Annotated in this window: 17 protein-coding genes; 6 read left to right on the forward strand and 11 right to left on the reverse strand. The window is 36.7% G+C overall.

The window, feature by feature from the left end; all coding sequences use genetic code 11:
- Positions 1–571 precede the first annotated feature (571 nt).
- From AC07WY_RS06295 to AC07WY_RS06320, 6 genes are all read right to left on the reverse strand, one after another.
- Positions 572–1,501 (reverse strand): nucleotidyl transferase AbiEii/AbiGii toxin family protein, encoded by a 930-nt coding sequence (locus AC07WY_RS06295; RefSeq protein ID WP_419336720.1) that lies wholly within the window; start codon positions 1,499–1,501, stop codon positions 572–574.
- Positions 1,502–1,622: 121 nt separating this feature from the next.
- Complete coding sequence (locus AC07WY_RS06300; RefSeq protein ID WP_419336722.1) at positions 1,623–2,294, reverse strand: DUF6088 family protein; 672 nt, start codon at positions 2,292–2,294, stop codon at positions 1,623–1,625.
- A 419-nt stretch (positions 2,295–2,713) separates the two neighbouring features.
- Positions 2,714–4,099, reverse strand: coding sequence for an MFS transporter (locus AC07WY_RS06305; protein WP_262086459.1), 1,386 nt, complete (start codon positions 4,097–4,099; stop codon positions 2,714–2,716).
- 257 nt (positions 4,100–4,356) lie between these two features.
- Positions 4,357–4,974, reverse strand: coding sequence for a TetR/AcrR family transcriptional regulator (locus AC07WY_RS06310; RefSeq protein ID WP_262086460.1), 618 nt, complete (start codon positions 4,972–4,974; stop codon positions 4,357–4,359).
- Positions 4,975–5,182: 208 nt separating this feature from the next.
- Positions 5,183–5,794, reverse strand: a complete 612-nt coding sequence (locus AC07WY_RS06315) for a methyltransferase family protein (protein ID WP_262086461.1) — start codon at positions 5,792–5,794, stop codon at positions 5,183–5,185.
- Between the two features lie 224 nt (positions 5,795–6,018).
- Positions 6,019–6,417: a hypothetical protein gene (locus tag AC07WY_RS06320; RefSeq protein WP_262086462.1), complete on the reverse strand. Its 399-nt coding sequence runs from the start codon at positions 6,415–6,417 to the stop codon at positions 6,019–6,021.
- A gap of 675 nt (positions 6,418–7,092) precedes the next feature.
- On the opposite strand from AC07WY_RS06320, the gene AC07WY_RS06325 reads away from it, so the two are divergent.
- The 4 genes from AC07WY_RS06325 (at position 7,093) to AC07WY_RS06340 (ending at position 11,229) form a co-directional block, all read left to right on the forward strand.
- Positions 7,093–7,680, forward strand: coding sequence for a TetR/AcrR family transcriptional regulator (locus AC07WY_RS06325; protein WP_262086463.1), 588 nt, complete (start codon positions 7,093–7,095; stop codon positions 7,678–7,680).
- 89 nt (positions 7,681–7,769) lie between these two features.
- Positions 7,770–8,609: a phytanoyl-CoA dioxygenase family protein gene (locus AC07WY_RS06330; RefSeq protein ID WP_262086464.1), complete on the forward strand. Its 840-nt coding sequence runs from the start codon at positions 7,770–7,772 to the stop codon at positions 8,607–8,609.
- 243 nt (positions 8,610–8,852) lie between these two features.
- Positions 8,853–10,211 carry an amino acid permease gene (locus AC07WY_RS06335; RefSeq protein WP_262086465.1) on the forward strand — a complete coding sequence of 453 codons (1,359 nt, stop codon included), beginning with the start codon at positions 8,853–8,855 and terminating at the stop codon, positions 10,209–10,211.
- A 241-nt stretch (positions 10,212–10,452) separates the two neighbouring features.
- Positions 10,453–11,229: an IclR family transcriptional regulator gene (locus AC07WY_RS06340; protein WP_262086466.1), complete on the forward strand. Its 777-nt coding sequence runs from the start codon at positions 10,453–10,455 to the stop codon at positions 11,227–11,229.
- Positions 11,230–11,284: 55 nt separating this feature from the next.
- Here the strand turns inward: AC07WY_RS06340 and AC07WY_RS06345 are convergent, their stop codons facing one another.
- Positions 11,285–12,673 carry a GntP family permease gene (locus AC07WY_RS06345; RefSeq protein WP_262086467.1) on the reverse strand — a complete coding sequence of 463 codons (1,389 nt, stop codon included), beginning with the start codon at positions 12,671–12,673 and terminating at the stop codon, positions 11,285–11,287.
- Between the two features lie 304 nt (positions 12,674–12,977).
- Here AC07WY_RS06345 and AC07WY_RS06350 point away from each other — a divergent pair, with 304 nt between their 5' ends.
- The gene (locus AC07WY_RS06350) at positions 12,978–14,138 is read left to right on the forward strand and encodes an iron-containing alcohol dehydrogenase (protein ID WP_434279255.1); all 1,161 of its coding nucleotides are present in this window, start codon (positions 12,978–12,980) and stop codon (positions 14,136–14,138) included.
- A gap of 30 nt (positions 14,139–14,168) precedes the next feature.
- Positions 14,169–15,665: a CoA-acylating methylmalonate-semialdehyde dehydrogenase gene (locus tag AC07WY_RS06355; RefSeq protein ID WP_494735983.1), complete on the forward strand. Its 1,497-nt coding sequence runs from the start codon at positions 14,169–14,171 to the stop codon at positions 15,663–15,665.
- A 789-nt stretch (positions 15,666–16,454) separates the two neighbouring features.
- On the opposite strand, the gene AC07WY_RS06360 is transcribed toward AC07WY_RS06355, so the two are convergent.
- The 4 genes from AC07WY_RS06360 to AC07WY_RS06375 all read right to left on the reverse strand — a co-directional run bounded on the left by AC07WY_RS06360 (position 16,455) and on the right by AC07WY_RS06375 (position 21,801).
- Entirely contained in the window at positions 16,455–17,045 is a 591-nt protein-coding gene (locus AC07WY_RS06360; RefSeq protein ID WP_262086470.1) for a recombinase family protein, read from the reverse strand.
- Between the two features lie 407 nt (positions 17,046–17,452).
- Entirely contained in the window at positions 17,453–18,472 is a 1,020-nt protein-coding gene (locus AC07WY_RS06365) for a Csu type fimbrial protein (protein WP_262086471.1), read from the reverse strand.
- Positions 18,469–21,000, reverse strand: a complete 2,532-nt coding sequence (locus tag AC07WY_RS06370) for a fimbria/pilus outer membrane usher protein (RefSeq protein ID WP_494735984.1) — start codon at positions 20,998–21,000, stop codon at positions 18,469–18,471. Before AC07WY_RS06370 ends, AC07WY_RS06365 begins: the two co-directional genes overlap by 4 nt.
- Positions 21,001–21,801: a fimbrial biogenesis chaperone gene (locus AC07WY_RS06375; RefSeq protein ID WP_494736231.1), complete on the reverse strand. Its 801-nt coding sequence runs from the start codon at positions 21,799–21,801 to the stop codon at positions 21,001–21,003.
- Positions 21,802–21,804: the final 3 nt, after the last annotated feature.

Consider the following 21,804-nt stretch of genomic DNA (forward strand, 5'->3'; position numbering starts at 1 on the left):
GGCGTAAATCATTTTGCTATTGAAAGTCCCTTCTCCCACTGGGAGAAGGCTAGGATGAGGGGCTTTTATGTTGATTTATAGTCTTAAAAAGGACTAATGAAAGAAGCCGAATGTCTCACTCTTGCACTATCTTATCTTTGCACTACAAACAAAGCAGTACTTTGTTTTTGCTCATGTTGAGCAAGGGATACTCCTATACGCCACGATAGCTACGCCATGTTGGATTCAATGACGCAAAGGTGTTTGCAAAGCCACCTATTACAGTGAAAAGTTTTAATTCATTTGTATAAGCAATAGATCTTTCATAAAGCAAAATATGATTATATGGCGTAAATCATTTTGCTATTGAAAGTCCCTTCTCCCACTGGGAGAAGGCTAGGATGAGGGGCTTTTATGTTGATTTACAATCTTAAAAGGGCTGATGAAAGAAGCCGAATGTCTCGCTTCTGTACTGGGTTATCTTTGCGCTCCAAACAAAGTAATACTTTGTTTTTACTCTGTTTTCTTACACACAATGACTATTTAATCTTTACTCACTCATGATTTATGAAGTAAATAAATGCAACATTTATTATGAGTTTAAGTTGTGATCTTTAATGATCTGATTAATTAGATCTTGCGTTAGTTGTGTAGATTGAATAATTTGATCAAAACTGATCGTGGAATCGTTTAAATAATTAGATTCAATCATCTTTTCATAATCAACTCTAAGCTGACGGATACCCAAATCATCTGGAACTAAAACAAAATCACCTGAAAGACACTTAGGGTAATTTGCATAACCCGCATTGAAAAAAATATTTTTCAGTGCGACTACATCTTTTAGTAAATTAACGTCTTGAATGGCAGTCTGGCCAATTGTATGATTACTAAGATACATCAAGTCAAACCAGTGCCTTGATAGTCGAGCAGCATCCTGTCTGACACCACGATGACACTCAACATGAATCAAAGTCGCTTTTTCCCAAAATGTACGATGTGCTGAAAGTACAGTAACCATACTGGAAGGGAATTCAAAATCTGTGTAAGAAGCAGCCATATAAGGAGTAACATAACATATATCATTCGGTTCAATGATATTACGACCACCAAACTCAATTAATACATATTGAAGCATATAGCCTTGTCTTTGATCACTTTTCTGAATTGAAGGAAAAGAAAATTCAATAGCATCACCCTTTTCATTTAGTTTAATTTTAAAGAGTTCACTTCTTGGCAATTGGGCAACCATTTCTCTCAGATAGGGAGCTACAACATCTTCAGCATAAGAACGCACTTCGAGTTCAAGTTTTTTATTAATCCTTCTACTCACAGCCGAACCTATATGTTTTGGAGCAGTTTGATTTTCTTCTAAGTGCAACTCATCAACAGCCTTAAATTGACGGTAATCCAAAGTAATATCAATGTCTTCAGAAAAACGATCAATCACATTAAATACCTTAGATAAAGACGTCCCACCTTTGAAAGCCATATTTAGGTGATTAGGCATTTCAAATAACATTTTGAGCACCCAACATACCCACAAGTCTTTTTCGGCTATCTCTATCCCCCGATTAGGCGTGATTGAAGCATAATCACGAAAAATTTCAGATTGGTCCTTTACTGTTAGGTGCATGAATGATTTAGGTGATGACGTCATAATGATTATATTCTTTCTTATCTAATGCTGATTTCATCCAACTGGTTAATTTTAAGTTCTTTAGGTCTTCGAACTGTTCTTCTGTTAAATATGATTTGATTTGAAGAATCACTCTTTCATTAACCAATTCTTTTCCTAAAAAGTACATAGCAGAGATTGCTAGGCCCACTTCTGTACTACTTGATTGCAATAAAATTTTGCTTTCAGTGTGAATAAACTTCACTCTAGATCCTGCAATAATGATCTCTCGTGATGCTCCACTGGTATAAAACACCTTTGTCATTGGCACTTGATTCGAGATTCCCAATTTATTGGCTGCTATCGCTCCGTGTACTTGCAACTTCTCTTTATTCGAACGACTGATCACCTTGATTGTTTCATTCAAGTCTGGAGGTAAAGCTTTACCTTTTAAGATATGACTCATCTCAGGCTTATAGTAAATACCTTTATGAATACGTTTAATCTCGCCTTTTTCTACCAATCTAGAAAGGGAACGCAGAACGGCATCATGCGAACCTTCAACTTTTAAATTCTCAGCAGTGAATATACGCCCACGCTGGTATTTACTGATTTTTGACTGAACTTGTTTAGCAACACTTGATGTTTGATGTTCATTTTGAGTACAAGAACTAGAAAGCTTAAAAGACTTATGCATAAAACTCTCCCTCATAAATCAACATACATAATAGTGCTATTCATCTGGACATTATACACACAAAAAAGTCAAATTTATCTGGACATATGTAAATACTTATTTAGATTAAAGACATTTAATTACAATACTTTAGCCTTTAGTGGCTTTACTATATAAACATTAAGAAGGTACAACGATTTCATACTCAAATTCAAGTCGTAACTTGAGTATAAAATCTACTAAATTCCGTAAAGTTATTCAGTCAACTAGGGCAAATTAATTTCTATCAATTTATAATTTACTTTCCAAAATGATGAACTAATTTCTAGGTGCAGATAAATTAAATAGAATAATTTGCGAAAAATTCCCAAGCACCGAAAATACTTATTTTTTCTTAAACATCACTTCTAGCAAGTCATATTCAACACCTCTCCACTCGACTATTTCGCTTGTTTTTGGCTATATAACATAAACAAAATAGACAGTAGAAAGAGTCCGCCCATCAACATGACTGTGACATGGAAAGCCAGCAGTTCAGCAGATTGTAAGCTGTTACCCTGCTGCTGAGACAAAGTGGTCACAAAGGTCATCGCTGTACCTAATACTGCAATCCCAATTGTCATTCCCAATTGGCGTAATGTATTTAAAATAGCTGCGGCAAAGTTTGCATCTTGCACTTGTACACTGCCCATGATCAATGTACTTGAGCCCGGCACGATCAATCCCATTCCTATGCCCATAAGTCCACTACAAAAGATAAATAGCGCAAAAGATGAATCAGTTTGAAAACTCATCATCGCCAACAAGGCTGTGCCTGCAATTGCCAAGCCCAGCGTTAACAGGCTTGCCACAGTAAAACGATGGTGTAGTTTAGAAAAAGCGATGGAAACAAATGCCTGTGTTAAAAACTGTGGTGCAATCAACCAGCCCGCCTGTGCTGCAGTTAACTCAATCTGATTTTGATAAAACAAGGCAAAGATAAATAACGAACTATATCCTGCAAACCCTAAAATAAAAGAAATCGCGTTATAGGCTAAAAAGCGTTTATTTTTAAATAAATGATTGGGGATCAATGGATGAGTGGCATGTTTTTGCTGCCATACAAACGCCATACTTGCCAAGATAAATAAGAAAATACTTAGCATAAACCAATGCGCTAAATGCACATGTTGTAATGCGATAATGCTATACGTTAATGTGACAATCGCTACAGCACTGTAGAGCAAACCTAAATAATCAAACGGTACAGGCACCGATTTCTGATCCGCCTCAATACCATAATAACCCAAGTAAATCGTCAGAATCCCTACAGGAAGATTAAGCCAGAAAATACTTTGCCAACCAAAATGATGTACCAATAATCCCCCCATCAATGGGCCGACAATTAATGAAAACGCACTAAACGAACTCCAGCGACCAATTTCACGCGCTTTGTCTTGCGGTTGATGAAAATGATGCACCATGATCGCCAATGCCAAAGGAATTAAAACTGCACCAGCCACTCCCTGAATCATTCGTCCAATAATCAACAAGCTAAAATTGCTTGCCATTGCACAAATCAATGAACCCACAATAAAAATGATCACACCCAGCAACCATAATTTTTTACGCCCTATACGCTGACTTAATGCCCCCACCGCTAACATTAAACTCGATAGACTTAAAGCATAGCTATCAATCACCCACTGTAGATCCGCCATATCACTATTAAATTGGCTTTGAATACTTCCAAGTGCAAGATTGACACTGCTTAAATCCACCAAACACAGAAAGGTACTGATATAGAGCGCTAAAATAAGATAAATCGGCTGGCGAGATGCATTCATACATCACCTAGATCATTTAAATGAGAATCATTATATTATATACTGACCGACCGTCGGTCAATGTATAAAAACCCACTTAAAACCCAAACCTTTCATTTTTTATAACTGTCTTGAAAGTGCTTTTAAAGATCATCACTGATCGCGACTTAAGCAAAATGGTTAACTTTTAAATGCATCGTTTAGGGTTTTAATTAAAATTGATCATAAAAAAATATCAGACGAGAAGCGATTTATAAGATTCAAGATAATGCTGAAAGTTAGCCATCATGATGGAGCATTTTTAAATATTGCAGCGCAATTTGCTGAGAAAAATCTGTGCTATCGTGCAGTTGATTGGCAATTGCTTCATCTGCAACCCCATGCACACCAGAATAAATCAATAAAGCAGTCAATCTTGGCTGTTCTAAATGCCAAATACCCGCCTGCTGCCCTCCATTTAAGATTTGCAGCAGTTGTTCCAATATCATATTTTTTTCATTATTTTTACGTTCATGGTGATGTGCGCCAAAAACAATATCATGCACTGCATAACTTTCGAGATAGGTTTGTATATTGGCAGAGACCCAAACCTTAAATTGACTGACCCAATCTTCAGCATCACATGTTGCAACTGCCCTATCTAAAGCCGCGATAAAAAAATCGATATAACGTTTTTTTAATGCTTCAACAATATGCTGTTTCGATTCAAAGTAATGATAAAAGGTCCCTTTAGCAACGCCCACACTGGCAATAATTTCGCTAATGGTGGTGGCTTCAACGCCTTTTGCCAAAAAAAGCGTTTGTGCAGCATTCATCAGCTCATCAATTCGGACTTCTGCTGGCTTGGTTTGCCGTTTTGTCACCTGAGTAGAAGCGACTTGAGATTGTGATGACATACTTCTCTATTTTCTACACGCAAGAATTTAATTATAGAGGAGCCTTATATAATTCACAATTGAAGTGTCTATTCGACAATCACTTCAACATTAATATAACTTCCTTTATTGTGACTAGATAAGCCTTATAATTAAATCCTTTTAGAGTACCCAATAATATAACTTTTACTAGATACTCTAAACCTCAAATCAAGTTAATAAAAGCGGATTAAAATATATTGAAATAAATAGGAAAAACCCCTAACAATCGAAGCTCTTCAAACAGTTGTACAAACGCAGCGACCCAGAAAAACCAGATCACCTGAGTTAAGAACAACCTAAAATGTTTGGATGACACTTGGCAATATTGCGGTTCAGAATAGTTTTTAAAACTCGGCCAAAAGCGTGGTGTAGTTTGAGTATAATTCAAATACAATTGATCAAATTTTTTCCTCAAAAAACGCTCTTCTTGACGTATGACAAAGTAATAATAAACTAAAAAAAACAAACTAAAAGCCACAGGAAAGAACAAGGTTTCAGTTAAAAACATAATCCCCAGTGCAGCTAAAAAACTAAAGAAATAGAGTGGATTTCGACATATGGAATATGGACCATCCATAACTAACTTCGCATTTTTATGACCTAAAATATAGATACTGCACCATATCCGTCCCATCGCACCAATTCCTACTAAAAACCAACCGAGCAACCATAAAAGATGCTCAATCAATGGAAAAGTGTCGTGCCATAGACCAAAACTAAAAGCAATAATTATTGCCAATACAAAACCAATAACTCTTGAGCCCATGGTCCTTATTCTGGAAGAAAATATAATACTCATACTATTTCCTCCCACAATAAAATAAATCATATTCTATCGAATAAAATTCCGTATGACTCTTAATCAATTTCAAAGAATACAAGGTACTTATTTTAAACATAAAATTTAAATATGATGATTCCACAAAATAACATATAGATTTTTTTTGACTAAACATTTAAATACTCCTCAGCATATACAAAAATATAAAATGGTGGGAGCTGCTTTAGCTAACCACCGTATAGCTAATTGAATTTAGGAGGAGGAGATAAATTATTTAATTCAGGGGATTGATAAAAATTTAACCATCTGTATCTCTGAAAAATGAGAAGATTAAAAAATGGATTAAATGTATTTTCAAAATAGCGTTCAATTTTTAAATCAGCAAAGTTCGATATGAAATTACATTTATCATTTAAACAAATATTTTGACAAAACTGATTTATTTCATTGTTATAACTTATTTTTTCAATATTTCTTTCAACATCACCCATGGCAATAAGTGATTCTTTATCATAAATATTTTGTTTTATATGCTTTTGAATCGAAATTTCATTAAGGCATAAAGATTCAACCACATACCAGACATTCTGAAATGTAAATTGAAACATCAATAGCCAAACAAAAAACAGCTTCTTTCCCATTACAATTTTCATGATCTTTAAAAAACTCAACTAAGTATGTTTCTACGCTACAAAGATAAAATAGAATTCAATAAATTATTTTAAAATCATACTAAAGCGAATCCATACCTGTTTAATTTTTCACAATCCTACTCATTTTAAAAATTAATGATTAATTTTATATAGTAGTTTTTTAAATTTACAATTACATTTATACAAAAAAGAAACAAGATATTGGTAAATGTTCGATAAAGCATTTTTATTACAAAATTGTCATTAATTAAATATTTTATTAGGACTCTTACATAAATCAATAAATAATCATCTGGAGTGATTCATAGTTGTATTGAAAGTCCCTTCTCCCGCTGGGAGAAGGCTAGGATGAGGGGAATTTTATGTTGACTTATGGTTTAAAAAAGACTTTTCAAAATATTGAACAGAATAAATAAAAGTTAAATTCAAATAAAAACCATTCATTTAAAAGCGATCAATTAAAAATCTCTGTCATATTTGTACTCACTTATATTTGCCTTTTCTAATTTTTTCTCACTAACAATACTTCCACTTACTCAGACTTAAGCCCACTTTCGAGCTTATGGTAAAGCCATTTCTTTAACGAATCTTGGCTTAATACTGTTGACAATCTCTTTAATAAAAATTAAATTGAATTCAATTCAGTTTTTTAAGAATAAAATCATGACCAAAAAAAAGATGGTGACTTACCAACGCTTGATCACTGCAGCAGAACAGGAATTGATTGCTAACAATGGACATATGGAGATCAGTGCCATAGCCAAAAGAGCGAATACATCAGCTGGGCTCACCTATCATCACTTTGGCTCAAAAACAGGTCTGATTGCCGCTGTTGTGGATCAATTCTATGAACCATTGAGAGCGCTTGCTTTGGGTGACAGCATTCCAACAAATATTGAATGGAGAGAACGCGAAAAAACCCGTACCAAAGCAATTATTGACTATTTCTATAATCATCCTCTGGCACCTTTGATTGCTGGGCGACTTGCCCGTGAACCTGAAGTTCTTGATATCGAACGTGCACACATGGAGGCATTATTAGAAGCGGGTGCACGTAACATTGCTCAAGGGCAAAAGTTGGGAATAATCAGTCCAGATCTTAATCCGAATACAACAGTAGCAATGCTGATGGGAGGTCTGCGTCTGGCGATTGATCAAGCCATCCTTGCCAAAGAAAGGCCCTCAAATGAGGAACTATTCAAACAACTCTGGAACCTGACTAGCAATACCCTACAACTCAGCCCACTGTGATCTGGAGATACTAATAAAAAAACCAAGGCAGGAAACAATATCAACTAACTGTTCCGTTCTGCCCAGCACGTTAAATCAAGGAGCTTTCAATGTCTAAATTAGATATTCGTCAATATAATAAAAAAGATCACGCAAAGACCCATCGACAATTACAACCAGGGCCTGAGCGAAATACGCCAGAAATCGAACGAGATTTCCAAAGCTTAATGCGTGATGGTTATGTCATCATCAACAACCTGATCAGCAAAGAAACCTGCCAGCAAATTAAGCAAGAAGGCCTTGCCCTGCTTGGTCAAACTGGACGTAACCCATTTGAAGGACAGCAAACCCAACGTGTCTATAACGTTCTCTCAAAAACGCGAATCACTGATCAACTTGCGGTACATCCTCATATTCTTGGTCTTATGGATCGTCTGTTTCAACCCAATTTCCTGCTCTCTCAGAGTCAAATTATTAATATTCTTTCAGGTGAAGTCGCTCAAAGTCTGCATTATGATGATGCTTTTTATCGCCTCCCACGCCCTCGTCAGCCACTTGGTGCTGCAACTGTCTGGGCAATTGATGATTTTACTGAAGACAATGGTGCAACAGTGATTATTCCTGGCAGCCATCACTGGGGAGATGATCGATTTGCACAAAGATCAGAAGCGATACCCGCAGTGATGCCTGCAGGTTCAGTGATCTTTTTCCTCGGTACGACTTGGCATGGTGGTGGTCAAAATCATTCGAAATCCTCACGCTTTGCAATCACCCATCAGTACTGTGAAGCCTATGTACGACAACAAGAAAACTATTTGCTTGAACTTTCCAAAGACACGGTACGATCGATTTCGCCTGAACTTCAAGCCTTGGTTGGTTACTCAATATACCCACCATTTATGGGTATGGTTGAGGGCATGCATCCACTGCGTACATTAGAACAATCTTAATAGGATTGTTTTATAAGTCTTTTTAGAAGTATAGATCCCCCTCATCCTAGCCTTCTCCCAAAGCGAGAAGGCTCTCTCAATAACAATATGATTCACTCAACATGATCATATTTTGATAGATGGAAGCGTTCTAATATTTCGGTGTTCAATATCTTATAAAATTGCCTCAACAACATTGTTTTCAAACTAGGTTATCTATAGCCAATCTATTACAATGGCTTCTTTTATTCAGCACAGCATATTTTGAATCGCTCATCTTCCCAATTAAAACGTGGACTTAAAAATCGTCATATCCAATTGATCGCTATGGGCGGCGCTGTGGGTACAGGATTATTTTTAGGTTCTGCACAAGTCATCCAATCTGCTGGTCCTTCGATTATTTTAGGCTATGCCATCGTCGGTTTAATTGCCTTTTTAATCATGCGCCAAATGGGTGAAATGATTGTAGAAGAACCTGTTGCAGGTTCATTCAGTTATTTTTCACAAAAATATTGGGGAAAATTTCCTGGTTTTTTATCAGGCTGGAATTACTGGGTAATGTATATTTTAGTCGCCATGACTGAACTTACAGCGGTGGCTAAATATGTGCATTATTGGTGGCCGCATATCCCCGCTTGGGTCTCCGCTTTATTTTTCTTTGTCATCGTGACTGGTTTTAATCTGGGCAATGTTAAATTTTATGGTGAATCAGAATTTTGGTTAGCCATTATCAAAGTTGCTGCTGTAATTTCGATGATTGTATTTGGTTTATATCTTTTGCTCACAGCAGGTACTGATTCAACTGCAACTGTGGCAAACCTCTGGCAACATGGTGGGTTTTTCCCACATGGTTTTTCAGGGTTGTTTTATATGCTGGCCTTTTTAATGTTTGCATTTGGCGGCATTGAATTGATTGGGATGACGGCTGCCGAAGCAGAAAACCCTGAAAAAAGCATACCACAAGCTGTCAATCGCGTGATTTTCCGCATTTTGGTTTTTTATGTGGCTTCTCTTGCCATCATCATGTCATTAATTCCGTGGAATCAACTTGATCTGGGTGGTTTAGATAAAAGTCCCTTTGTGATGATTTTCAGCCAATTGGGCTTAGGCTGGGCAGCACATCTACTCAATTTTATTATTCTGACTGCTGCGCTTTCGGTATATAACAGTGGTATGTATGCCAATAGTCGTATGCTGTATGGACTTGCAGTACAAGGCAATGCACCGAAGATGTTTGCAAAAGTCAGCAAACAAGGTGTACCAATCTCTGCGGTGATCTTCTCTTCTATCCTAATTTTTGGGTGCGTGTTACTAAATTATTTTGTGCCTGAAGAAGCTCTAAGTCATCTGATGTATTTGGCCGTTGCTGCTTTGGTTTTAAACTGGGCACTAATTAGTTTTACCCATTTAAAATTTAAACGTGCTAAAAAACTGGAAGGGACAAGGGTAAAATTTCCCTCATTGTTTTCACCCGTAAGTAATTATATTGTTTTAATTTTTATCAGTATGATCCTATATATCATGTGGGTACAAAACTTTAAAGAATCGGTCATTTTGATTCCAATCTGGATTATTGTGATGTTTGGACTATTTAAAGTTTTGAGTTGGAATAAATCACGTTAATATTTTAAAGGCTTATTGAATCAAATAAGCCTTGAATAACACAATTTTTTTAGCTCGATAGATAGTTGATTATTGCTGATTGTTCTCTTCTCATTCATGATAGGTATAAAATTTCGCATACTGATAAAACCATGATTACGGTAAAGTATGGCAGATAAAAATTTCATATCTATAACATTCAAATGATAATATCCATAAGCTCAAGTGGGTATGAATGAAGCAGGGTCTTTTGGAAAATTTTATGACACAAGATACAAAACGAAATAAAGGTTCATCAATCACACGAGTCCTTGAGATTTTAGAAGCGATTGGTGAAGCCAAACATCCCCCTTCTCCACTTGATCTCTCTTTAGCCCTTGATATTCCAAAGCCCAGTATTCATCGACTCATCCAATTATTAGAAAAAGAAGGTTATGTCAAAGTAGATTTACATGGTGGCTTGTTGGTAGGTCGAAGAGTCAAACAACTACTATTTAATGTTTGGGAAAATGAAAAATTTAGAATTGAGCGGTTTTCTATTTTAGAAAAACTGTCAAATAAGATTGGTGAAACCTGTGGTATAGCCATCCTACAAGATAATCATATGCTGTATGTAGACCGTATACAGACAAACTGGCCATTACAAGTATATTTACCTGTAGGCTCAACAGTGCCTGTCTGGTGTACATCGAGTGGCAAACTTTTTTTAAGCCATTTATCCGCAGAAAAAAGGAAAAATATTCTAAAAAATATTCCAATCACCCAGTACACCAAAAATACCATTACAGATCTTAATCTGCTGGAATCTGAAATTCAGCGTATTGGCGTAACAAATTTAGGCACCGATAATGAAGAGTTTATCGCAGGGATGGTGGCCTGTTCAGTACCTATACTCCACCCCAATGGTGAAATTATTGCTTGCTTATATACCCATGCGCCAAGTATTCGAAAATCCTTAGATGACTTAATCAGCTATCAAGATGCATTAAGAGATGCAGCCAATGATTTAAACACCTATATAAAAAATTCAATCGATTAAATAATAAAAGCTAGCGACTTAGAATCCCCAAGTCTCTAGCTTTAAAACTCAAGCATTAAAATGATCCAAAATAAGTACCCAGCGTAATCACCCCGATTAGCGCAAGCAGTGGAAAAATGACTGCGACCACAAACATGTCATAATAAGATTGCTTATGTGTAAGACCACAAAGTGCAATAATGGTAATCACTGCACCGTTATGAGGAAGTGAATCTAAAGATCCAGAAGCCATAGAGGCAACTCTGTGCATCAATTCAGGTGAAATACCAAATTCATGCGCCAGATTCATATAGGTTTCACCCATCGTATTTAATGCGATACTCAAACCTCCAGACGCAGAACCTGTGATCCCAGCCAGTACATTAACCAAAATTGCTTCAGAAACCAGTGGATTACTCGGCGCTAAACCAACTAAAAAATCTTTTAAAATGACAAAACCAGCTAAAGATGCAATAACTGACCCATATCCCACTTCTGAGGCGGTATTAAAAATAGGTAAAAATGAAGAAGAAACACCATTTTGAATACTGTCTCGAATATCATTAATCCGCTTCCAATTTAAAGCAATAATGGCAATACATGCGATCACCAATGCTGTAATAATCGACCATAGGCCAATCACAGAATTTAGACTGGTGTGACCAAATTGAGCCGTTGCCAAATATGAAGTATCCATATTTGGAAAAATCACTTTAGATAATACTAAATTCGATAAAATCACCAAAACAATCGGGATCATTGCAATCAGTAAACTAGGATCTGAATGGGTTAAAATTTCTTTATGATGTTCAATATGATTGCCATAGCCTTCTCCTTGTTTTATCGAATGTTCGACTCTTCTATTTAGCCACCACATCCCCGTGATTAACATAAAAATCGAAGCAATGATGCCAAGCACAGGTGCAGCATATAGATCTGTTTTAAAATATGGCATTGGAATTGCGTTTTGAATCGCAGGCGTACCAGGCAATGCGGTCATTGTAAAGGTTAATGCCCCCAACATAATTGCCGCAGGAATGAATCGTTTAGGAATACCTAGTTCTTTAAATAATGCCGAAGCAATTGGAAATACAGCAAAGCCCACCACAAAAAGCGAGACACCGCCATAGGTTAAGATTGCACAGGAAATCACAATGGATAACATCGCGCGATGATGCCCTAAGCGTTCAACAAAAAAAATTGCGATTGTGCGAGCTGATCCACTGTCATCCATGAGTTTGCCAAAGACAGCACCTAAAAGAAAAAGTGGAAAATATTTAATGATGTACCCACCTAGACCACTCATAAATACTTGCGAATAAAATCCTAATAATTCATGCGTCATTCCACTCCAAATGACCGCAAACAGTGCAAGTACAGGCGCCAAAATAATGACACTAAAACCTTTGTAAGCTAAATACATCAGCAATACCAAGGACACTACTATTCCAAATAGTCCTATCATTCTAAACTCCATTTATTTAATTATATTGATACATAATGTATCGATATATATGTATAGCTAATTTTTAATAATGAATCTAGACAAAATTCTTTTTCACTTTAAAAAACACATCAAGCTATTATTATTTATAAATAAATAATTTTATTTAAATTAAAATCGTAAAAAACCTGTTTACATATAATTTTATATTGATACGATATATATCAATATACAAATATTATAAAGCCAATTTACAGCATGCAACTTGGTCTTTTTCAAATACAAAATGCATGTAAATGGAATGAAACTAAAATGGAGTTCGCTTATGTCACACACGATTTTGTTGCCCAGATTTCTTGAAGTCGGAAAAAATGCCCGAGAGAAAATTCCTTATATTTTAAAAAGCTTAGGCTGTAATAAACCACTGATCATCACTGATCAAATGATGGTCAAGTTAGGCTATATCGCCGATATTCAAAAGATTCTTAAAAGTGAAAATATTGAAGCAGACTTTTTTGATCAAACCATTCCAGAACCCACATCTAGTTCAATTGAAGCTGGGGTTCAGTTTATTCAAGCACATCAATATGATTCAATTATTGCTGTGGGTGGCGGTAGTCCAATTGACAGTGCAAAAGCAATTGGCATCTTAGGTCGCTATGGTGGAAAAATCCGAGATTATAAATTCCCTAGACAGGTCAATGAACAGGGATTACCAATTATTGCTGTTCCAACAACAGCAGGCACAGGTTCTGAAGCAACCAAATTCACGATCATTACTGATGATGAAAGTAATGAAAAAATGCTCTGTGTCGGTGCTGGTTTTATGCCCATTGCTGCGATTGTAGATTATGAACTAACGTTAAGTTTACCTGCCCGTACCACAGCAGATACAGGTATAGATGCTTTAACCCATGCGATTGAAGCCTATACCAGCAAAAAAGCCAATCTATATAGTGATACTCAAGCATTAGAGGCAATGCGCTTAATTGGCCCAAATCTTAAAAAAGTCTATTTTGATCCAAATGATGAAGTTGCCCGAGAAGCATTAATGCTGGGTGCAACATTGGCTGGTGTGGCTTTTAATAATGCATCTGTTGCCTTAGTTCATGGCATGAGTCGCCCTATTGGTGCGTTTTTCCATGTCCCACATGGCTTATCAAATGCCATGTTATTGCCCATGATTATTGAGTATTCAATTCCCGCAGAACCTGAAAAATATGCGGACTGTGCCAAGGCCATGGGTGCTGCGCAGCAAAATGATTCTGTTGAATCTGCCAATGCCAAGTTAATTGAAGCATTAAAAGACATTAATACATCCCTTCAAGTGCCAACTTTAGAAGCTTTTGGAGCAGATAAGCAATATTTTGACGAAGTTGTAAATACTATGGCAGAACAAGCACTTGCTTCAGGCTCACCAAGTAATAACCCTCGTCTTCCAACCAAACAAGAAATCGTAAAACTTTATCAGCAATTATGGTGTTAATTTTTAACCAAAATAAATCAGGAGATATCAATGAATACAATCGGACATTTTATTAATGGACAGCTTTCAACGGAAGCAAGTCGTAGCCAAAAAGTATTTAATCCAGCAACAGGTGAATCAAATTCTGAAGTGGCTATTGCCAGCCAAAAAACGGTACTTGATGCAATAGCAGCAGCAGAAAATGCCTTTCCCGCATGGCGTGATACGCCAGTAATCAAACGTGCGCGAGTCATGTTTAAGTTTAAAGAGTTACTTGAAAAAAATGCCGATAAAATCTGTGAACTAATTGGTTTAGAACACGGTAAAATATGTCATGATGCAGCTGGGGAATTACAGCGCGGGATTGAGAATGTTGAATATGCTTGCGGTGCACCCGAATTTTTAAAAGGTGAATTCTCCAAAAATGTCGGGCCGAATATTGACTCTTGGAGTGAATTTCAACCTTTAGGTGTCGTTGCAGGAATTACCCCATTTAACTTCCCTGTGATGGTGCCACTTTGGATGTTCCCAATGGCAATTGTCTGTGGCAACTGTTTTATTTTAAAACCTTCTGAGCGTGATCCATCTTCAACATTATATATTGCTCAATTACTAAAAGAAGCAGGACTTCCTGATGGTGTCTTTAATCTGGTGAATGGCGATAAAGTTGCAGTAGATACACTTTTAAATGATCAGCGTATTCAAGCGGTTAGTTTTGTAGGCTCAACACCAATTGCTGAATATATTTATAAAACGGCCACAGCTGCGGGCAAACGCTGTCAAGCTTTAGGTGGCGCAAAAAATCACGCCATTATCATGCCCGATGCAGATGTCGATAATGTGGTGAACTCCCTCCTTGGTGCTGCTTTTGGTTCCTCTGGTGAACGGTGTATGGCGCTTTCTGTTGCGGTTGCAGTCGGTGACGAAATTGCAGATACCGTCATTGCTAAACTTCAAAATGAAATCAGTAAATTAAAATTCGGACATTTTGCCGATAAAAATAATGATTTTGGGCCTGTGATTACGGCAGAACATAAAGCCAAAGTGATTGGTTTTATTGACAGTGCAGAGCAACAAGGTGCAAAAATCGTTGTGGATGGCAGACAAGCAAGCGTTGACGATTTTCAAAATGGCTTTTTTGTGGGGCCCACTTTAATTGATCAAGTTACCCCGAATATGCACAGCTACCAACAGGAAATTTTTGGCCCAGTCTTACAAATTATGCGGGTTGAAACCATGCAACAAGCCATGGATCTGATTGATAACCACGAGTATGGTAATGGAACATGCATCTATACCCGTGATGGAGAAGCAGCACGTTATTTTTCTGATCATATTAAAGTAGGTATGGTGGGTATCAATGTTCCTTTGCCTGTACCTGTCGCTTATCATAGTTTTGGTGGTTGGAAACGTTCACTCTTTGGTGATTTGTATGCGTATGGTCCAGATGGTGTACGTTTTTATACGCGTCGAAAAACCATTACTCAACGCTGGCCTTCTGCCAACATCCGTGAAAACAAACAATTTTCAATGCCAACTTTAACTTAAGACTATTCAAATTAAGATGGTTCAAATTTAGACTGCTTATTGATAAAGCCGTTCTGACTATGTTGGGAAGTATTCATCCCTATTTTGGATACTTCCCAAATATTTTGACATTTAAATTTTAAATTGAGCTTGTAGCTTTCTAAATCATTTACAAATATTATTTTAATAAAATTTTTTTAAACTTAACAAATACTTTAATCCTTTAAATACAATTCACTAAATTCAAAATAAAAATAGCCACCCTCCTTCCACACACATTAACTCAAGAAACATTTAATTTAAAAAAAAATACAACAACTCAATAAAATATTTAAAAATTTATAAAACCAAATCCTCATATTATAAAAATTAATTAAAAATTGATTTATTTAAAATAAACTTTAAAACATATTAATAATAAATAAAAAAACACAATATCAAAAAAATATCTTAAATTTTATTTTAGGCAACAAACAAATCAACTATAACAATATATTTTAGCACACCACAAATAAATCAATATTCATGATCAAATAATGACTTACCTAGATCTAAAAAATATAAGTCAGAACCATATAAAAAGATAATCATTTTTCCCTCATGTTTAATCCCTTGAATCCTATAGTTGATCAAACCATTTATCGACTTTATTTCAATACTATAATGACTCATCAAATTTTTTGCTTTTTTGGGATTTACTTGTCGCAACACATAAACCAATTGGACAATAATTGTTTTGTTGAAATCAGATCTTTTCTGCGCAATTGCAAATCTACTTATATGATTTTTTTGAAGTTTTAGACCCCTCATTTACTTTTCATCACTATTAATGACATCAGAAGATTTTAAAATTAAACGTTGAATAACCGTTCGAGTAACTGAGTAATGCTTAGCAATTGAATAAACAGTATGGCCCTTTTTAAACTTATCCAAAGCTTCTTTCTTTTGCTTATCAGTTAAAATCTCGGGACGGCCGACACGCTTTTTTGCTTTATTCATAATGCTCTTTTTAGAAAAACTAGATTTCTCTTCAAAATCAGAACATAACTTTAAAAAATGCATAAATAATTTCTTAAGATCTCCCACAATTTCATTTTTAGAAAAATCTAAACAGATTAATCGAATTTTTTTTTTAAAAATCAAGTTTACACTTGAAGCTACTTCGTTAAAGTTACCACCTAATGAATCAATTCCATTGATTAACAATAAATCACCGCTTTCCATCGCATAATTCACCAAATTAATAAATTTATTTCTATATTTTAATGATATACCCGCTTCAACCTCTTCAAAGATCACTCGTTTATTTGGTATTTCATAACCAGCATTTGAAATATAGGAAACATAATTACTGTTTTCTATAGACAAATCATCAACTCTAAAATATGCATAGACTCGCACAACAGATAACCCTCTTATAATTAAAAAAATTATTATAATCTTATACTAATAAAAAAAACATCTGTTGAAAATTATATTGGTGTTTTAAACACCTATTAATGATTTAAAAACATAAAATCAGAATCATTATAAAAAAATAGCATGATTAATTTAAGCACACGAAATACAAAAAAATCATTTAACAAACAAATACAAGAAATTGGCGATAAAATAAATAATATGATGTAAGAAATTTTTTCAAAAAAATAATCATTTATTTCACTAAAATTTAATATAAAACCACTTAAATAAATAAAAGAATATAGTTTAGGTATTTTCAATAGTGTAAATTAATAATTTAATTATATGTATTCTTTTTTATAATTAACATCATGATTAAAAATCATGATGTTATATTGGATAAGCCTTTAAAATTCAACCTGTACAGTTATAGTATCACTATATTTACCAGCAGGCAGACTCAGTGAATTTGTTTCCAGAACTTTTGTTGTGAAAGCATAACCTTGCTGAGTTTTCGCATCATAAATACCAGGATTTGTAGTCGCAACATCACTCAACCACTGCTCGTTATTTCTTCCCCAGCGTTCTGTGCTTGAGTTTTTATAAATTTCATAACTCATATAGTTATTACCCGTCTCTGACTTCATCGCACGTTGATTGCCATTTTGTGGATAAAGACCATCATTCAGGCTCACTTTATAAGGGGTCTTGACTGAACAACGTATACCCATAGAAGTTTTCACTGGTGTAAAAGCATCTGCAAAGGCTGCTGTTCCAAAATTTACATCATTGGTCGCAATACGGCAGTCTGGTAAAACTTCAATACTCAAATTTAATGAAGAATCACTACCACTTCCCCAATCAAACCCGATTCCAAAAATACCTCGATTAAAACCAGGGCTTGAAAAATAAAATCCTATTCCAGCTACAGCAATAGCAGGCACAGAATAATACCATTTGACTTTAAATGGTGTTTCAGCTCTATAGATCCCAGGCGATACAGCTTGTCCAGGATTAATTTTTGCATAAAATGGTAACGCACCATTTGGCCCCGTAAAGAAATTGATAATTGTAAAGCTACTCATATCTCTTTCTTGCCCCACAGTAATTGGATTACTGTTGGTATCCAAATAATTCACAGTAAGACGTTCACCAGTGACACTATTGATATAGTTTGCTGGCATCTGATCAACCCGATATTTCAGATAAGTTGTATTTAAAGCAGCCAAACTAAATCCACTACAGGATAAACCTGCACTGAATTGCGAAGATTGAACTCCATTTTCTGCCAGAGTAATGGAAGGAACCTTACCAATGGACACATTGCCACTTGAGTTAACACTACAATCCGCATAGCTCTGAGCAGTAATCAATATTAATCCAGAGAATAATAGACCTGCGGGTATTATTTTTTTTAAAGTAATCATGGTTTAGCCACCTCACGACAAACAACTGACTTAATCACAGCAATCTGTTGTTGCGCTTGTTTTAAATCCAACGAAAAGTTTGCTTCACATACGCGCTGATCTGGCAGTTGCACCCGAATGGTATTTTCTGCACTCAGATCTTCAAGATAAGCAATCCCGTCCATCCCTACATAACTCGATTCTTGATCGGCACGATGTACCACCGCACCCACAGGAATTGCTTGCCCATTGCTTTGCACTAAAGACACATTCGCCGCATAAGACTGTTTGATTGGGAAGCCAATCACCACACCTGAACCACGTTTTGCCGCAATCCGATTTTCAACTTGGGTTGCATTAAAGTTGGAAGGTAAATCTATCGGATTGATGCTGTATTTGGCTGCGTAATACGGGGTCACTGACGGTACAAAAACATAGCCCTTGGCGTTACTCCGCCCCACTAAACTGTTTTCATAATGCACAGGAACATCTGCAACTTTGTTAGTATCAATCAAAGCAAACGACTCACCCAATCGATTGGCAGCAAAGACATTGCCTGACATCAACACCACTGAACCGGAAAGTCCAAACCAATAGTTGTAGTCATGGCTACCCGACATGCCGACATCGGTATTAAAATATTGGTTACGGTAGCTCACGCGGGCTTGATTAAAATCATCGCTGTTTTCATTAAAGCGTCGAGTTAAATCAACACCAACGCCACCATCCAATGGCACACTGCGGTTATAGTTGATATAAGCATAATCGCCACTGGATTGTTGGCTATAACCTAGATTGGCTGTGGATCTGCTCTTGGAAAATGGAACCGACAACTGAAATGCGGCACTCCACTCTTTTTCTACAAAATCCCGATTGGCACTTAACGACACCGTTGCACCACGCAGATAGGACGGTAATACCGGTGCCCAAGACAGGTTCATCAGTTTATTTTCAATGTCTCGGCTCTTGGTTCGGATATAGGCCACCCCAAAAGTACCCGACTTTTCTGTGGCAAAATAAGTATTGGCAACCAAACTTTTATGACTGTTGGCTGAAATCAAATCTGTATATTGCAAGCGTGAAAGATCATAATAATCCTGATCGCGTTGGGTATGATTGAGACTAAATCCAAAACGTTGTTGGTTATAGCTATAACCTAGCGTGTATTGATTTCCCTTGAGGTTTTTATTTCCATTCAAGTTATTATTTAACTGATTAAGCTCTCCATCAGCCCAGCTTTGGGTTGCCGAACCACTTAACACCCCAAACCGATTCAACTTAAGCACTGAACCCAATCCTGCCAACTGAATTGAATCGGAGAGCTCAACTCGTCCTTCAGCCGTGAGCCAGTCATTAATCCCGTAACGTGCATCTGCTGAACTGGCAAATTTGCCATATTCAAAGTTCTTAATCCCATAGTCTTCGCGGATTTGTCCCATAGACACCGAATAATCCAATAACCCCGGTTTAAGCAACGTATTCGAAATATAAAATGGTACAGAGGTTGCCACCTGACGGCCAACACTATCTGTGGTGACAATCACCGCCTCGCCTTTACCATTGATAAATGGAACATTATTTAGAATAAAAGGGCCTGATTGCACATCGGTTGAATTGGCTTTCTGTCCATTGATCAATAAGTCCACAGTGCTCGGTAAGGCCGCTTGTCCTTTAAACTGAGGTAAAGGATAAGTAATCAAATCTGGACGGGTACCAAAATTACGTTGTAACTGTAATCCACCTAAACGCACTGAACTTCCCCAAGCGTTTTTACTTCCTGTAATTACATCACCCGCTAAAAATGAAAGTACCCTGACTGGGTCATCATATTGCCAAGTGGTGTCATAGCGGCGGTAGCCATCATTATCTTGATTTGAGTCGTTTCCAATCCCATCAGATTTAAAATCAGTCTTGCTATAAACCCCTGAATTTCTCAATACGCCATAAGGCGAGAAAAAGCGCTGTTCTGTAAACAGTGTACTGCTATAGCCACCATTCTCTGGGCGGTAGGTATAAAAGTCATAGTTATTTAATAAACCAATACCCGACTGCGCTGTTTCAGGTTGATACCAAGAATCCAAGCCGCGTATCTGCACAGGCATCCAGCTGGCAGGAAGATCTAGACTAAAATACTGTTGCGCTGAATTGTACTCATACTTCAATTCAGGAATCTGATTGAGGCTGACCCAATCCAAAGCCTTGCCCGAAAAGCCTAAAGTGAATACATCCAGATCCGTCAGGTTTTTTTCTGACTGTTGCTGCAGTGCATCCGCAGGCAGCTTAATCTGCAACTCATCCAGTTTCGACTGCTGGATAAAATAATGATCGCCTTTGACAATAACGGGGATCACCTGCCTTGTCGAATATTGATTGATCACCAAGTCCAGATAGAGCTTAAATAAGCTATTCACTTCTGAAACATCTCGTGGTGGCGGGGGTAAACCATTTGCATAGACATTGCAGCTCAGCAATGGGATATTCGCAACCAATATCAATGTCAGGCTTTTGCATAAAAAAGAAGGGGTGTGTAACCCTGATAAATAACCCATTTACCCCCCTCCTTCTTTTTTAATCTCAACCAATTCCTGTTTCACTCCTGAACTGTCAACCCCGTACAAACTGGTTTGACCACTTAGGCTGTTGAGTAACTTGTTGTCTAGATCAAACTTCATGGTGCTGTTTGCCAACACATAACCAAAGGCGGTTTTGCCAAAAGCCATTTGCTCTGAAGTCGGAGTTAATTTAATTCCCGAAAGTCGTGAAAATTTTGAACCAGTATTTTTAATATAAAGTTCAGGTTTGCCCTGTTCATTATTCTTGACCCACCAGCTTAATATCGGTTTAGCCAAAGGATTTTTAGTATTGGCTTTTTGTGAAACTTCAGTTAAACCACTGCCAAGTCCTTTGCCATAGCTAAACAAAGGAATCGAATAACGCATCTGAAAGCTGACTGTCGATGTTTCTTTATCCGTTTCTGGATTCACTTTGATGGGTAATTCATCGACAATAATTCGATAGGCCAGTTCTTTTGCATCAGGTACAGCAGCCGAGCGGGTTAAACGCAACATATGCTTTTCACCTGCCTTGATCTTTGCCACGGGTGGACTTGGAATAACTTCAGTTTGTTCCGCATAAGCATCTTGCTGATGATTCTGATCCCATTTAAATACCCGAATCTGTACCATGGCATCAGAGTTACCGGTATTTTGTAGCCATACCGCAGTGGCTTTTTCGTTTTCTTCAATTTTGGGATAGATTGGCCAGATTAAAAAAGTGGCCTGTGCAAATACTGGTGAAGTGACCATCAATATCGCGGCCGCAGAGAAAGTCCTGCCCGACCATATTTTCATTTT

The organism is Acinetobacter sp. GW821-FHT01C12 (assembly GCF_059422625.1).

Excerpts from the sequence above, each read along its gene's own strand:
- AC07WY_RS06310 (WP_262086460.1), bottom strand. The coding sequence starts at position 4,974 with ATGTCATCACAATCTCAAGTCGCTTCTACTCAGGTGACAAAACGGCAA.
- AC07WY_RS06355 (WP_494735983.1), top strand. The coding sequence starts at position 14,169 with ATGAATACAATCGGACATTTTATTAATGGACAGCTTTCAACGGAAGCA.
- AC07WY_RS06330 (WP_262086464.1), top strand. The coding sequence starts at position 7,770 with ATGTCTAAATTAGATATTCGTCAATATAATAAAAAAGATCACGCAAAG.
- AC07WY_RS06345 (WP_262086467.1), bottom strand. The coding sequence starts at position 12,673 with ATGATAGGACTATTTGGAATAGTAGTGTCCTTGGTATTGCTGATGTAT.
- AC07WY_RS06305 (WP_262086459.1), bottom strand. The coding sequence starts at position 4,099 with ATGAATGCATCTCGCCAGCCGATTTATCTTATTTTAGCGCTCTATATC.
- AC07WY_RS06340 (WP_262086466.1), top strand. The coding sequence starts at position 10,453 with ATGACACAAGATACAAAACGAAATAAAGGTTCATCAATCACACGAGTC.
- AC07WY_RS06295 (WP_419336720.1), bottom strand. The coding sequence starts at position 1,501 with ATGTTATTTGAAATGCCTAATCACCTAAATATGGCTTTCAAAGGTGGG.
- AC07WY_RS06320 (WP_262086462.1), bottom strand. The coding sequence starts at position 6,417 with ATGGGAAAGAAGCTGTTTTTTGTTTGGCTATTGATGTTTCAATTTACA.
- AC07WY_RS06370 (WP_494735984.1), bottom strand. The coding sequence starts at position 21,000 with ATGGGTTATTTATCAGGGTTACACACCCCTTCTTTTTTATGCAAAAGC.
- AC07WY_RS06375 (WP_494736231.1), bottom strand. The coding sequence starts at position 21,801 with ATGAAAATATGGTCGGGCAGGACTTTCTCTGCGGCCGCGATATTGATG.
- AC07WY_RS06315 (WP_262086461.1), bottom strand. The coding sequence starts at position 5,794 with ATGAGTATTATATTTTCTTCCAGAATAAGGACCATGGGCTCAAGAGTT.
- AC07WY_RS06325 (WP_262086463.1), top strand. The coding sequence starts at position 7,093 with ATGACCAAAAAAAAGATGGTGACTTACCAACGCTTGATCACTGCAGCA.
- AC07WY_RS06365 (WP_262086471.1), bottom strand. The coding sequence starts at position 18,472 with ATGATTACTTTAAAAAAAATAATACCCGCAGGTCTATTATTCTCTGGA.
- AC07WY_RS06300 (WP_419336722.1), bottom strand. The coding sequence starts at position 2,294 with ATGCATAAGTCTTTTAAGCTTTCTAGTTCTTGTACTCAAAATGAACAT.
- AC07WY_RS06350 (WP_434279255.1), top strand. The coding sequence starts at position 12,978 with ATGTCACACACGATTTTGTTGCCCAGATTTCTTGAAGTCGGAAAAAAT.